Here is a 14,632-nt window from a genome sequence, read left to right on the forward strand (position 1 = left end):
ATGAAATGAAAGCTTGGGAATTGACCCGCGATCTGCTGCGCGACACGAAACCGGTGGTGCGCACAGCGGAAGAACAGACCTGGGATGCAAGCGCCGTCATGAAGGCGCAGGACGATCTCATGGCCATGTTCTGGAAAAGCAATGTGCCGGGATCGGCAGCACCTGAATGTCTGATGGCCGGTGCGCTGCAATCGCTGGAAAACAAGGGCTTCGTTCTTGCTCCCTATGAGGAGCTTCTTCGCGACGGGCTGGCAGCACTAGGAAAAGGTGACTTTGAAACGCTGTATCGCATCGACATGCGCCTGCGTGTCCTCATGCGCGCTGCACGGCCCGATCCGGACCATCCGTCGCAAAAGACGGTGCGCTATGGGTCGTGGGACGAATTCGACGCTGCCGTTCAATGGCCTGACGATGTGCTCTATGCCGTCCAGTCCGATGATTTCCTCGACCGCACCGCTGCCGCCTGGATGGCGCAGCTCGTGGGCGCTGCGGCTGGCACGGCGCTCGAAGGCTATACGGCGGAAAACATCGCCGAGGTCTTCGGACCGATCCGCGATTATGTGCGCGAGCCAAACACCTATAATGACGACATCACTTTCGAGATCGCATTTCTCGAAGCCTTCGGCGACAAGGGGTCTGCTGTGACCAGCGCCGACATTGCCGAGCGCTGGACGTCGCTGATCCCGCTTGGCTGGTCGGCGGAGGCAATCGCGCTTTCCAATATGCGGCGCGGCCTCACCGCGCCTGAAACCGGCACGTCCGACAATCCGTTCGATGAATGGATCGGTGCACAAATGCGCGGCACAATCTGTGGCATGGTTGTGCCGGGGCGCGCTCGCGAAGCTGCCCGCCTCGCCTGGATGGACGCGGAAATCTCCCATGCCGGAAACGGTATCTTGGGCGAAGTCTTCAATGCTGTCATGGCGGCGCGCGCCTTTGCGGTCAGCGACACGCGCGAATTGCTGGTCTCGACAGCGGCGCTTTTCTCAACCGACACCGAATATGGCGCGGTTCTGGCCTTCGCGCTCGACGCCTGCCGTTCTGCCGGCAACTGGCAGGACGCATGGGCGAAATGCGATGTGGAATATGCCGAATATAACTGGATTCACGTCTATCCGAATGCAGCCGCACAGGTAATTGCGCTCTGGTTCGGCGAAGGCGATTTCGACCGCACGCTCGAAATCGTCTGCGGCATTGGCCACGACGTCGACTGCAATGCCGCGCAGATTCTGAGCATGATCGCCATCCAGCGCGGGTCCGCCATCATCGCCGAACGATGGTCGAAGCCGCTGCTGGCCGACGACATCGTCACCTATATGCGCCGCCCGGCGAAAATCTCCTTTGACGCGCTTGTCGACCAGACGGTCAGTGCCGCGCGCAACGCTCTCTAAATCCCCTCATCAGGAAACCATCATGGCCCGTAAAATCATTATCGATACCGATCCCGGTCAGGACGATGCAGTCGCCATTCTTCTGGCCTTGGCAAGCCCGGAACTCGACATTCTCGGCATCACCGCAGTGGCAGGCAACGGCCCGCTGGCGCGCACCGAAATCAACGCCCGCACAATCTGTGAAGTGGCGAAAAAGCCGGAAACCAAGGTTTTTGCAGGCTCCATCCGTCCTCTGGTGCGCCCGCTTGTGACGGCTGAAAACGTCCATGGCAAGACCGGCCTCGACGGCTACGACCTGCCAGTTCCGACCATGCCGCTTCAGACGCAGCATGGCGTTGATTTCATCATCGAAACGCTGATGAAGGAAGAACCCGGCACCGTCACGCTTTGCCCGCTCGGACCGCTGACCAACATCGCATCCGCACTGATCCGCGAGCCGAAGATTGCCGACCGCGTCAAGGAAATCGTGCTGATGGGGGGTGGCTATTTCGAGGGCGGCAACATCACGCCATCGGCGGAATTCAACATCTATGTCGATCCGCACGCCGCTGCGGTTGTGTTCAAATCCGGCATCAAGATCACCATGATGCCGCTCGATGTGACACACAAGGTTCTGACCACCGAAAAGCGCATCGCCGCCATTCGCGGCATCGGTACGCATGTCGGCGAAGTGGTTGCGGCATGGCTCGAATTCTTCGAGCGCTATGATGAAGCGAAATACGGCACCGACGGCGGCCCGCTGCACGATCCAAACGTCATCGCCTATCTCATCAAGCCGGAACTCTATTCCGGACGCGAGTGCAATGTGGAAATCGAAATCAATTCGGAACTGACCATCGGCGAAACAGTCGTCGACTGGTGGGAAGTGACCGACCGTCCGAAGAACGCGCTCTTCATCAAGGATGTGGATGCAGACGGCTTCTTCAGCCTGCTGACCGAACATCTCGCAACGCTCTAAGACATAATTAAGCCACAAAAAAGCCGCGAGCGTCTTATTCTCGCGGCTTCTTCGCCATGTTTGACAAGAGGTTTTTGCGCAGTTTTCTGCTCAAAATGAGCGAAATCGGCGCAAATTGCCTTCAATCTTCACTTTGCCATAGTTTGCAAAAGTTCAGCTACTTCTGCTGCGGTTGGCGCAGCCGCTCCCGCGCCCGCTCTTGTGACCGCAATCGCACCCGCTGCCGAACCATACCGCACGCAATCATGCAAGGACTGGCCCTGTGAGAACGCGACCGCGAAACCACCGTTGAAACTGTCACCGGCTGCGACCGTATCCACCACCTGAACCTTGAACGGCGCGAAGTGTTTCACCTCATCCGCCGTCACCAGCAATGCACCACGGCTTCCAAGCTTGACGATGACCGTCTTCGGCCCGCGCTCCAGAAGATTCCGTGCGGCAGCTTCCGCCGAAGCAAGATCGGTCGGCTCGATACCGGTAATTTCAGCAGCCTCAGTCTCGTTGGGAGAAATGATGTCGCTGAGTGCAATCAGGTCCGCCATGCGGCTTGCATCGCCGACCGGTGCCGGGTCAAGCAAAACACTGCCGCCAGCCGCACGCGCGGCCTTTGCCACGGCCAGATTGGCTTCATGCGGAACTTCGCGCTGCAACAGCGTAATCTTCGCCCTGGCAATATCGGCAGCATAGGCATTGACGTCGGCAGCCGACCAGTGCGCATTGGCTCCGGCACAAACAGCAATCGTGTTCTGTCCGGCTTCCTCAACCTGAATGATCGCCATGCCCGTATCGACACCGTCAATCACGCGCACGCTTCCGGTGTTGAGGCCAAATTCCTGCATCTGCTTCAAGGCCAGTTCGCCGAAGGCATCGTTGCCGACAGCACCGACGAAGCGGACATCACCGCCCATCTTGGCGACCGCAACCGCCTGATTGGCACCCTTGCCACCGAGGCCGATACCATAGCCCGATGCATTCACGGTCTGCCCCGGACGCGGCAGCGCGGCCATCCGGGCGCTGACATCCACATTCACACTGCCGAAAATAAAAATCTTCAACGGTTTTCTCCATCGCTTTGCTGCCGCACCATAGCTGCGCCGAAACAAAACTTCCACGCCGGGCTTGCCACCATGCACAGAGAGAAAAAAGCCGCGGATTTCTCCGCGGCTTCATCATAGGACCTGTTCAGAGGCTTATTCGGCCTTCAGGAACTCACCCACTTCCAGCAGCACGAATTCATTGTCATCCACCTTGTCGAGGAAACGACCAGCTGAGAACGGCAGATTGTTGTCGTTGCCGACCACAATATGCGTGTCGTCCACACGATCCACATTCTCGATGGTCAGGAACGGCATATCGTAAATGCCTTCACGTCCACCTTGACGGCGCTTGTTTTCCGGGTCGGCGATGGCGAGCAGATCGATATAGCCGATCTTGCGCACTTCCTTGCCGACATTGCTGTCGTCGAAAGCGATCTTGTAGATGCGCTTGACCTTCGACGGCACATCGAAGCAATCGGCCTGCGGCTTCTTCGGATCGGCGCAGGCCTTGTCCGCCGTGCCGACGCCGTTGTCACGCTCGATGACCAGCGCTGTGGTTTCATCCAGCATGTTGAAATCGCCGATGGCTTCGCCACCCTCGGCCAGCGGATAGAGCCAGGAGCGGCCCGTCCACTTCTTGTCGGCAACGTTGAATTCGATGACCCGCAGCCCGGTCTTGCCGCTTTCGGTCTTTTCCGGCGCGCCATCGACAAAAAGCGGACCTTCCAGAAGACCGTAGAGCTTCGAGCCGTCCTTCGACATCGCCAGCCCCTCGAAGCCTCCCGAGCGCTTCAGATTGTAAGTCGGGAGCTTGAGGCTCGGATTGGCGGGCAGAGCGATTTTCGGATTGTCCGGCGACAACACTTCCGTCTCGCCGACGAAAGTCGGGAACACATCGGTCAGCTTGCCGTCCATGTCGAATTTCAACAGGAAAGGACCGAATTCCTCGCCTACCCAGAAGCCATCCGCAACGGGCTGGATAGATTCCACATCGAAATCGGCGCCGGTCAGATAGCGCTTTTCAGCGCCTTCCATGACGATGGGAAACGGAGCCTTCTTGTCCGGATCGCTGAGGAACACGGTCTTCACGCGCTCCACCGTACCCTTGTCCCAGTCGAACTTGACATTGTGCAGCATCAGCATGGCATCCGGCGAGTTAAGCTTGGAGCCGAAGCCATTGTCGGACAGTGACCAGAAGCTGCCGTCTTCCATGGTCTTGATGCCGGAAAAGCCCTGCACCGGCTGGCCGTCGAACGGCAAAGACAGGCCGGTCTTGCGCACGCCGTCCTTGCCTTCAACAGTGCCGATGCCCTCAGCACGCTTGCGGTCGGCGGTGGTGAACTTGCCCGACGTCTTCAGGTGATCCGCCGCGTCTTCCGGTGCAGCGATGATCGTGTTCGCGGGCAGGATGGCATGGGCCTTGAGCGTTGCAGGAAAAGCCTTTTCTTCAGCGGAGGCCGGAAAAGCCAATGCGACGGCACCGGCAAGCATGGTCGAAGCGACGAGACGCGATATCATGATAAGTCCCCGTTGGAATTCAAATACAGGGACGCAATTAGGCTGGCTTTGTATCGCTGGCTTGACGCTTCCATGAAGCTTTGACGAAGGCCCCCAACTTTCACCGGGGGCCAACTGTCTCATCAAGTCATTACACCGCGATCTTGCCGCCGCCCTGCTTGGTGATTGCCACCACGGCAGGCCGAACCGGCATATCGTCTTTGAAATCCGGCCAGCGGGTGGACAGGTCCTCGTAATAGGACGGACGGCCATGACCGTCCCAATCCTCGCCGCCGTCGCCCGGATGCTGCACGGCGACGAAAGCCGTCTCATCGTCGGGTGCGAACAGCGGACCGCACATTTCTGCACCCACCGGCACGCGGTAGAACAGTTTCGAGGTCGCGCGCGCATCGCCTTCCGTATCGACCGCCCAAAGTCCGTCCGTGCGACCGGTACCCTTGTTGCTGTTGCCATCGGTTGCGACCCAAAGCCGACCGGCACTGTCGACGGCGGCGTTGTCCGGCATACCGAACCAGCCATTGCGCGTCGTATCGGTGGAAAAGCTGGCACCGACTTCTGCCACAGAAGGATCGCCGCATTTCAACAGCACCTCCCACTTGCCCGTCGTGGCGGCAAAATCCTGACCATCTTCCTCGATCTCGATGATATGGCCGAAGGCGTTCTTGGCGCGCGGATTGGCGGCATCCACCTGATCGTCCTTGCGCTTGGTATTGTTGGTGAGCATGACATAAACACGGCCATTGACCGGGTTCGGCTGCACGTCCTCGGGGCGATCCATCTTGGTCGCGCCGAGAAGATCACCGGCACGCCGGGTTTCGATCAGCACATCGGCCTGACTTTTGAAGCCGTTCTGCTCGGTCAGCGGACCCTGACCGAATACCAGCGGCATCCACTCAACCTTGCCATCTTCATGGAATTTGGCCACGTGAAGCGTGCCTTCATCCAGCAGATCCATATTGGCAGCGCGATCATCCGGGTTGAACTTGCCCGCCGTCACGAACTTGTAGACATAGTCGAAGCGTTCGTCGTCGCCCAGATAGAAGACCACGCGCCCGTCCTTGTTGACGATGGATTCGGCGCCCTCATGCTTGAAACGGCCAAGCGCGGTCCGCTTCTTCGGCACGGAGTTCGGATCGGACACATCGACCTCGACGATCCAGCCGAAACGGTTCGGTTCGTTCGGTTCCTTGGAAACATCGAAACGGTCGTAGAAACGTCCCCATTCGTATGAACCTTCGGGAATGCCCATGCGCTTGTAATTGGCCGTCTCCGCGTGACCTTCCGGCAGTTCGCCGATGAAATAGCCATGGATGTTTTCCTCGGCCATGATGTAGGTGCCCCAGGGTGTGACGCCGCCTGCACAATTGTTGACCGTGCCGAAAACCTTGGTGCCGGAAGGATCGGCATTGGTCTTGACGCGATCATGACCGGCGGCGGGACCGCTCAGCGCCATCTCGGTATTGGAGGTGATGCGGCGATTGTTTGCACCGTCGAGCACCGGTTGCCACTTGCCGTCCTGCTTGCGGATTTCGACAATCGTGCCGCCATGGGCGGCCATTTCGATATCCACCTGTTCCTTCGAAAGCGGAGCCTGCTCTACCTTGCCGTCGACGATCTTGACGAGACCGGGGAACATCAGGTGCGGATTGGTATATTCGTGATTGACCACGAGGAAGCCATGTTCCGGCGATCCCTCGATGGCGATATAGCCGACATAATCATTGTTGTAGCCGAACTGGCGCGCCTGCGCTTCGGCTGACTGTTTGGTCGGATCGAATTCCGGCGCATCGGCGAAAAGCTTGTCACCCCAGCGCAAAAGCACATCGGCATCATAGCCTTCCGCGACATGGTGATGGGCATCCACACCGGCCTCGACCTCCTTGAAGGAAAAGGCCGAACCGGATGCAGCGCGCGCATCACCGGCGCTCATCAGGGCGAGCGGGCTGACCGTTGCCGCAATGGCCGAGACAGCGAGCGATCCACGCAGAAAGCCACGGCGGGAAAAGCGCCGGCTGATGATTTCGCCCATGGTTGGATTATCGGACGGATTGCGCGGATCGGCATCTGCTTCTTCCAACTGGCTGGTCTTGAACAGACTTTGCTGGGAAAGATTCTCTGACATTGCTGGCTCCCTATCGAATTGTGGAGTTGCAAATTAGAAGCACTAGATGACAGCCGGACGACATCGGGCTGTCCAAATTGGATTCCCACATGCATCGCGGGCCTGCATGGTTGCGTCTCTGTTGTCCGCTCAGGTTTTGTATGAGTGAAGACGCGCTCGCTGATGCGATAATTATTCAAACTGATAGACCAGCAGCCCAACTCTGCCTACTCTGTCAGTATAATTTCATTCCAGATTTGAGATATATTCGCTCTTCAATAAGTATATAGGTGAAGAATGGCTATCGAAATCTCGTTGAAACCCGGATTCTTGGTCATGAATGGCGATGATCACGAGTATGTTTTGGTGACACTAACCAATAACGGACAAGGTTTTTCCGGAGAGGTAAATATATATTCCGATAATTCGACAGAGCTTTTAACTGCGCAGTTCGGTATTGACGAAAGCACTATAGTTACAAAGCCGGATGGCACATATGAAGCTGGCTTCTCATCAGATTATGTTGGGCGATCAAAACCGCCACATAGCGGCCCTCTGCCCACGATGAATGGTACAATTTACTTTCAATACGCTGACGATCATGGCGTCAATACCGCCTGCAATGTCTCTATCGGAGCACTGGACGAATAATATTATGGGCTAATTGCCAAATATCCTCTTAAACCCGGATGCGTCGTCACATCCATCTCATCGTTTGAAACGGAATAGCTGACCCAGTCAAAAAATGTTCTAACCAGCTGTAGAATAATTTTGCCGGTAAATGCGCTTTCCGATAAAACCATCCCGGTTTATCGATTGAGGGGTTGGTTATGACCGACGCGACGGCTGCACGACGCAATATTGTTATCCTGACGATTGCACAGGCACTGGGCGCTTCCAGCCCGCCTATCGTGATTTCGCTTGGCGGTCTGGTAGGCCAGAAACTGTCTTCCGATCCGGCACTCGTCACGCTGCCCGTCAGTCTGTTCAATCTCGGCCTTGCGCTTGGCACACTGCCTGCCGCTTTCTTCATGCGCCAGTTCGGACGCCGCAATGCCTATATGCTGGGCGCGCTTGTCGGCGCCTCGGCAGGTGTGATCGCAGCCGCAGGTATTTTTGCCGCCTCCTTCCTCATCTTCTGTCTCGGAACGTTGACTGCCGGTTTCTACGCCTCTTATGTCCAGAGCTATCGCTTTGCCGCGACCGATGCGGCAACGGGCGACATGAAGGCGCGCGCCATATCATGGGTCATGGTGGGTGGGCTCGTTGCGGCAATCGTTGGGCCACAGCTCGTCATCTGGACACGCGATACCATTCCGGATGCGATGTTTGCTGGCAGTTTCCTCAGCCAGGCTGTTCTTGGGCTTCTCGCCCTCCCCGTCCTTTTCATGCTGCGCGCACCGAAGGTCCGGAAAGATCCGAACGCTATCCATGATACAGGCCGCCCGCTGGGCGAAATTCTCCGTTCACCGCGCTTCATCCTTTCCGTGGCTGCTGGCGTCTGTTCCTATGCGCTGATGACTTTCGTGATGACGGCAGCGCCCATCGCCATGGTCGGCCATGGCCATTCCGTCGATCATGCGGCCCTTGGCATCCAGTGGCATGTGCTTGCCATGTTCGCGCCAAGCTTCTTCACCGGAAAGCTCATCACCCGTTTCGGCAAGGAAAAGATCACCGCGCTCGGTCTGGTTTTGATCGCGTTCTCCGCCATTATTGCATTGGGCGGCTTTGATGTCGGTCATTTCTGGGGTGCGCTGATCTTCCTTGGTATCGGCTGGAATTTCGGCTTTATTGGCGCGACTGCCATGGTGACCGACTGCCACACGCCAGCTGAACGCGGCAAGGCGCAGGGCGCCAATGATTTCATCATGTTTGGTACAGTGGCCTGCGCTTCGTTCTTTGCAGGGTCGCTGCTGCATTCGTCAGGCTGGGAAACCATCAACTGGCTCGTCTTCCCGATCGTCGCCCTTGTTCTGGTTCCGCTTATCCTGCGCCTGAAGCCGAAAGGCGCAGCAGCCGAAGCCTGACCGATTAAAAACCCTGCTCTCTCATCCAGAGCCTGCCGCCTTCGGACACCGCGTCATAAACCGTACCACCGAGAGCGGCGCCGATATCCGTATGCAAACCCGCATATGATGCTGCCTCTCCCGCCTGCCCGTGTGGAGCGGAAACGGCGATGCAATCCGTTCCAGTCCCTGTTGCGGTTCTACCGCCGACAATTAGGCCAAGTTCGATAATGGCAGTGGTGCGGGCCTCGGCAGCAATCGACATTGCCTCTATATGGGCTGCGACCGACAATGGTTTGTCGATGTGGACCAGAAGATTGATCGTTCCAACGGGCATCTTCATCTGTGTGAGTTCCCCCACCCTTCCCGCATTCGACAGGCCGACAGTGGCAAGACAGGCGGCATGCGTTTCGCCGGAGCGTCGCGTCGCAACATGGTGCTTCTGTACGCTGCGCGATGTCATCATCTGCACCGCTCCGCCGTAACCGGCTTCGGCCAGTTTCTCCTGCAGCATAAGCACCGGGTCCACTTCCAACGTCAGATCGTCATTGCGTACTTCCAGCCAGGCGACGGAGCACGCCGAAACGAACCCCGGACGTGTCAGAGACCAGCTCAGGATGTTTTGCCTGTCTGGGAATTCAGCCGCGAGGATCGGGCCGGAACAATGGATTGAAAAAGGCAGCATGACCAACCTATCGCAGATCGGTGCGAAGTTCGCGACCAGCGCCTGCCAGCCATCCACAGGAGTGCGGTGTCGCGATACCAACGGCGCGGCGATAAAGCACGCCTTCGTGACTTGGCCCTGGTTTCGCAAGACGGTATTGATCTCGGGATATTGTTTCGCGCGTCACGGAAACGGACAAGCGGTTTGCTCTGGATTGCGTCATGATCAACGATCTCACCGATGAGATATTCTGGATATTCACCATCGGGTGCTGCATCCTCTTCATCATGCGCCTTCTTTCGCCTCCCCCGCGTCATAAGGTTGATCAAAAACAAGACCTAAACACTTTGCGCCCTCGCCGCCGTTCACGCCGTCGCCGCTTTCAGGCACTGGACTAAGACCAGACCTAGCAGCCACATAAAGTTTCAAAGCGCAATTCGTCGCGAGCTGTATAGTCTTAACCGCAATTGCCGTGTCTGTTTTCCGGCCTACACTGGATAGCTTGATCTCCTTGAACTTCATGAACGATACGAAACCTAAATAGCCGTTTGGTTTTGTCACGCTGACTGGGCTTTATGGTTAACGACTTTGTCCATTCAGGGCAGCCATAAGCATTGGTCTGATCGAGAACGAACCGTTGGCAGCCTTTTCCGTCAGAATTCGCAAATAGCCGCCAGCGGACTGGATTTGCTCATAGCGCTGCAGGATATAAGCGATCACGATCGATGCATTGTGAGTTCCCAGCGTTTTCTTTGCGAGATCGTAGAGCTTTCCATCGATCCCGAGGAAAGAGCGTACTTTCTCTGCTGTATTGGCCAAATCCTGCCAATGTCGGATGGATGAAATCGCATAGGCCGTGATCTCGGGACAGGAACGGAGCACCATGTCGAGCGAAACCGTGGGTTCAAACGGAGCGCTGGTGATTTCATTGATGCGCTGATCGATAAATTCAGGCGTTGCCTTTTCAAAATGGGAATCTGGATTCGATTCAATTTGCTGCCGCTCATTTTGAGATTCATTGGCGCGCAAATTTTGAACATTTTCATGAATTTTCAACGCGTTATCGATTTCTGTACGAATGTACTGCATGGATTCGACCAGAGCCGCCAGTTCTTCATAGTCTGCACGACGAGGAATGCTGTCGACGATCAGGCGGAAACGATGATGGATGTCTTCCCAGTCTCCGGCCAGTTCTTCCAGTGCGGCGAATTCGATAAGCTTGGTAATGTCACGGCGCAGCAATGTCAGGCGTTCGCGCATTTCACGCAACGCCGTCTTTTCTGCCCTCACCTGCTCTGCAGCCGCTTCCAGTTCACAAGCACGTGCCAGCAGCGGTGTCAGTGAAAAGCCGAATGCAATTTGCACGTCTCCACTTTTGGCACGGCGTGCATAGCGCTTACCATTCGGGCTGTCCTGACGATGGATGAAACCGCTATCGACCAGCGCTGCCAGATGACGGCGCAAGGTTGCATCGGCCATGCCATGGGCTCGCAATGCCAGTTGCTTGTTGGACGGGAACACGATCAGGCTGTTCTGCGCATTCAGTTCCGTTTCCGGATAGAATGACAACAGGGCTGAAAGAACCGCCAGAGAACGATCATTCAGGCCGAACTGCGTCTTTGCTTCGCACAGCCAGCGATGTAGTTGCCACTTATCGGCAACCGTTCCCGGTGCGATTTGCTGTGTGTTCTGTTGACTTGCCAACAAGGCAAACGTCATCCTTCGACTGCCAAACGGCGTCGAGGCCAATTGAATCTCCATTTTCTTTCACCTTCCACAAGGCAAAAGAAATCCACCCGCCGAAATGACGCTAATTACACTTGACAGTGATTCGTGGATTTGCGATTCTCTAGCTGCTAAACCAATGAGAAGGGCTTCCACACGGCGACGTTTGGGGGCCTTTTTCTTTTGCTGTCTCGTTCCTCTTCCTGAACAGTTTCAACGCAAACACACTTACTATTGAACGCTAGCGCATTTCCTGTTTGTTTGAACGCATTGGAAATGCTCCATTTCTTTGTTTTACGCATGTCTTTACCCCGAAACCGGTTCCCACTTTCGGGAGACATGCTCTACACAATCGAACCGTGGCAACCGCCGCCGTTCGTTACGCTTACTTACTTCTCCTCGTTCTGGAACGATGCATAAAGTTCATCCAGATTACGAGAAAGCCAATCGGCAAAACGAGGCCCGTTGGCTGCACTGAGCGCCAATGTAGCCGATTTGCCATTCTGTTTGATAACTGCGCTGACCGTCTTGTCAGAAGCTGTCCAGCTGGTGCCAGGACGCAGAGCCGCCTTGGTAACAGGCTTCTTCTGCTTGCCGCCTTTCAGATAGCCGTAAAGCTGCTCAAAACGATCAACGGACGTCGCGTTTGAAAATGCTGATGTCACCAGAAGCTCTTCTGCAGCATCTTTTCTGCCCGGGATCTCGATCAGTTTCCGCAGTTCCAACCAGCGGTCACGACCAATGCCCTTGGCCGGACCGATAGCCAGAAGAATATGTTCCGGAATAGCCTTCGGAATGGTCAGCATCTTCGACAAGGTCTGGTAATCGACTGTCAATGCTGCCTGTATGGCTTCACGCTCAAAACCAAGCGCTTCCAGACGCGCCGCAAAGAAAACACGCTCAATGAAGCTCAAATTGGCGCGCGCCGAGTTTTCCTGGCCCTGGCTCAGAATATGTTCCAGATCGGCGAGGGGCTTGATGACGGCTTTGACCTTGATGCCAAGCTCTCTGGCAACCCGCGCGCGCCGATGGCCGAAAACGATCATATAGCGATCGCTGGTCTTGGGATGCGGACGAACGAGAATAGGACTGTCCTGACCACGTTCGCGAATGGCTTCCAGAAGTTCCCGATATTCTTCGTCATCCGTTTCAGGCAGACGGTCCGCCACGAAGGAGACATCAAGATTGGCGGGATCAAGCTCGATAATGGCTTCGCCATCAAGCTTCTGGGCTGCCTGCTTTGCCAGCTCGTCAATCGAAGCGGACAGAGACTTGGCGGCACCGAACCGGCGCGATACGTTTTCGACCGACTGTGAGGCTTGTTCGGCCGCCGGTTCGTCCCGCATAACGCTTTCGAAGATGTTCTTTCTTGCCATTCTCATGTCCTCAAACCGGTCAGAGACCTGATTTTATTCAATATTCGCCGCTTTAGACGGCAGTCTAACGCCCCCATGCCTCGTGAATGAGGCCGCGAATTTCAGCGTTAACCGCTTCCATGGCTTCCATGGCGCGATCATAGGTGCCGCGATTCATCGATGAACGCTCGACCTCGTAAAGCGTCTGCTTGGTCAGACCAGCATCCGAAATCGCGGTTGATTTCAACATCTGGTGCTTCAGCATGTGCGAGGCGAGCATGCTCTGCATAAAACCCACCATCTGCGCCTGCGGAACGTCGGTCGGCTCGTAACGGGTAATCAGATAGCGGAACCAGTCGAGTTGCACCGCACCACCTGCCTGACGAACGGTCTTCAGAATGTCGCCGAGCATCAGGAGGAATTGCGACATGGACATCAGGTCGAGCATCTGCGGGTGAACGGTAATCAGGACGGATGTTGCGGCAGATAGCGCCGTCAGCGTCAGATAGCCGAGCTGGGGAGGGCAGTCGATGACTACCACATCATAGTCACCATCCACATCGGCGAGAGCCTGCGCGATGCGGTTCCAGAAAGTCTTACCCTCGCCGCCATTCTGCATGGCAAGCGGCGTATCATATTCATATTCCTGCAGCTCCAGCATGGCTGGAATAATATCGAGGCCGGGGAAATTCGTCCGGCGAATGACCTCACGGATAGACTTCCTTTCGGAATCGTAACGAATGGCTTCATAGAGCGACGGAAACTCATCGAGCTCCGGCTGAATGCCATGCAGAGCCGATAGCGAAGCCTGCGGGTCGAGATCGATTGCAAGTACGCGATGACCGGTCAGGGCCATGTGTTGCGCCAGATGTGCAGCCGTTGTCGTCTTGCCCGAGCCGCCCTTGAAATTGACGACGCCGATGACCTGAAGCTTCTCATTGCCGCGACGATGCGGAACGTAGCGCTTCACCTCAGCGCGACCATTCTGGTCAAGCCACTGGCGCAGCTCCTGAATCTGTTCGACACTATAGGCGCGACGGCCACCTGTCAGAATGGTCGGCTCGACACCTTTACCTTCCAGATGTAGTTTCTTGAGATTGCTGGGGGAGACACCAAGGAAGTACGCAGCCTCGGCCATCGAAAACTGGCGCAGCATATTCTTGCGCGCATCTGGCGGAAAGTTTTCGTGACGCAGCAGATTGAGCTTGCGAGAAATCTCGCGCCCTTGCGATAGTATCATGTCGTCAAACGACAAAGCTGCTGCTGGATTTGCGATATTCATTTACTTGGGATCCCTAGTGACGGCACTGGAACTAATACCGCCTAAATACCGTCATTATGTCCGATTCTTATTCTATCGCAAGAGGCGACCGAATTAACAAAGAGTTAGCGCCGAGAGTAAAACTAAACAAAATTTTATCGATTCGGCTGAAGTTGGTCTATCTATTTGTTTTTGTATGATAATATTGATTTTAGACGGCAGTCTATGATTCAGAGGTCTCCTTTATCTGAAGATTTCAATTGAGAAGAGTCTGTTTCCACATGGGAATGAGGCAGCTTTCCTGTTGTTGGAGGCACTGGGCCGATTCTCTGACGGTATAGTTTATCAAGCATCATTCCGACGCCGAAATGATAAATTGGCATTGCTTGAACCCGTCGGACGGAGTGGTTCTGCTCGGATCCTAGCTCGAGCAGAGACAGGTTATACAGAACGGAAATATGGGGCGTTACCAACGCGTATGTTGTTCGCAGCGAAGCATGCCTTCTGCGCTTTTCCCCATGCTGAGGTTTGTCCTGAATGGTTTTTGACCAGGCCGATAACCGCCGTTGGAAACTGCAAGGAGTACGACATACTCATTTTATGACGGGATGATTTC

Annotated in this window: 13 protein-coding genes; 4 read left to right on the plus strand and 9 right to left on the minus strand. The window is 55.8% G+C overall.

Annotated features, from left to right (window positions below; translation table 11 throughout):
- Positions 1-5: 5 nt before the first annotated feature.
- Complete coding sequence (locus tag CES86_RS22095) at positions 6-1,391, plus strand: ADP-ribosylglycohydrolase family protein (RefSeq protein ID WP_235819991.1); 1,386 nt, start codon at positions 6-8, stop codon at positions 1,389-1,391.
- Positions 1,392-1,413: 22 nt separating this feature from the next.
- Complete coding sequence (locus CES86_RS22100) at positions 1,414-2,349, plus strand: nucleoside hydrolase (protein WP_094515462.1); 936 nt, start codon at positions 1,414-1,416, stop codon at positions 2,347-2,349.
- Between the two features lie 128 nt (positions 2,350-2,477).
- Here the strand turns inward: CES86_RS22100 and rbsK are convergent, their stop codons facing one another.
- The 3 genes from rbsK to CES86_RS22115 all read right to left on the minus strand — a co-directional run bounded on the left by rbsK (position 2,478) and on the right by CES86_RS22115 (position 7,026).
- Positions 2,478-3,356: a ribokinase gene (rbsK, locus tag CES86_RS22105; RefSeq protein ID WP_235819997.1), complete on the minus strand. Its 879-nt coding sequence runs from the start codon at positions 3,354-3,356 to the stop codon at positions 2,478-2,480.
- A gap of 183 nt (positions 3,357-3,539) precedes the next feature.
- A complete protein-coding gene (locus CES86_RS22110; protein ID WP_094515463.1) occupies positions 3,540-4,904 on the minus strand; it encodes an esterase-like activity of phytase family protein in 1,365 nt (454 codons plus the stop codon).
- Between the two features lie 130 nt (positions 4,905-5,034).
- Complete coding sequence (locus CES86_RS22115) at positions 5,035-7,026, minus strand: PhoX family protein (protein ID WP_094515464.1); 1,992 nt, start codon at positions 7,024-7,026, stop codon at positions 5,035-5,037.
- Positions 7,027-7,302: 276 nt separating this feature from the next.
- Here CES86_RS22115 and CES86_RS22120 point away from each other — a divergent pair, with 276 nt between their 5' ends.
- Positions 7,303-7,656: a hypothetical protein gene (locus CES86_RS22120; RefSeq protein ID WP_029928650.1), complete on the plus strand. Its 354-nt coding sequence runs from the start codon at positions 7,303-7,305 to the stop codon at positions 7,654-7,656.
- 179 nt (positions 7,657-7,835) lie between these two features.
- Entirely contained in the window at positions 7,836-9,032 is a 1,197-nt protein-coding gene (locus tag CES86_RS22125; RefSeq protein WP_036583006.1) for an MFS transporter, read from the plus strand.
- Between the two features lie 4 nt (positions 9,033-9,036).
- Here the strand turns inward: CES86_RS22125 and CES86_RS22130 are convergent, their stop codons facing one another.
- The 6 genes from CES86_RS22130 to repA all read right to left on the minus strand — a co-directional run bounded on the left by CES86_RS22130 (position 9,037) and on the right by repA (position 14,037).
- Positions 9,037-9,696 carry an adenosylcobinamide amidohydrolase gene (locus CES86_RS22130; protein ID WP_094515491.1) on the minus strand — a complete coding sequence of 220 codons (660 nt, stop codon included), beginning with the start codon at positions 9,694-9,696 and terminating at the stop codon, positions 9,037-9,039.
- A gap of 7 nt (positions 9,697-9,703) precedes the next feature.
- Positions 9,704-9,898, minus strand: a complete 195-nt coding sequence (locus CES86_RS27625) for a hypothetical protein (protein ID WP_094515465.1) — start codon at positions 9,896-9,898, stop codon at positions 9,704-9,706.
- A 62-nt stretch (positions 9,899-9,960) separates the two neighbouring features.
- Positions 9,961-10,236 (minus strand): hypothetical protein, encoded by a 276-nt coding sequence (locus tag CES86_RS27630; protein WP_167387145.1) that lies wholly within the window; start codon positions 10,234-10,236, stop codon positions 9,961-9,963.
- Between the two features lie 18 nt (positions 10,237-10,254).
- Positions 10,255-11,436, minus strand: coding sequence for a plasmid replication protein RepC (repC, locus tag CES86_RS22140; protein ID WP_094515466.1), 1,182 nt, complete (start codon positions 11,434-11,436; stop codon positions 10,255-10,257).
- Between the two features lie 353 nt (positions 11,437-11,789).
- Positions 11,790-12,776 (minus strand): plasmid partitioning protein RepB, encoded by a 987-nt coding sequence (repB, locus tag CES86_RS22145; protein WP_094515467.1) that lies wholly within the window; start codon positions 12,774-12,776, stop codon positions 11,790-11,792.
- A 64-nt stretch (positions 12,777-12,840) separates the two neighbouring features.
- Positions 12,841-14,037, minus strand: coding sequence for a plasmid partitioning protein RepA (gene repA / locus CES86_RS22150; RefSeq protein ID WP_012093718.1), 1,197 nt, complete (start codon positions 14,035-14,037; stop codon positions 12,841-12,843).
- Between the last annotated feature and the right edge of the window lie 595 nt (positions 14,038-14,632).

Origin of the sequence: Brucella lupini, from assembly GCF_002252535.1 — a bacterium.
Lineage (GTDB): Bacteria > Pseudomonadota > Alphaproteobacteria > Rhizobiales > Rhizobiaceae > Brucella > Brucella anthropi.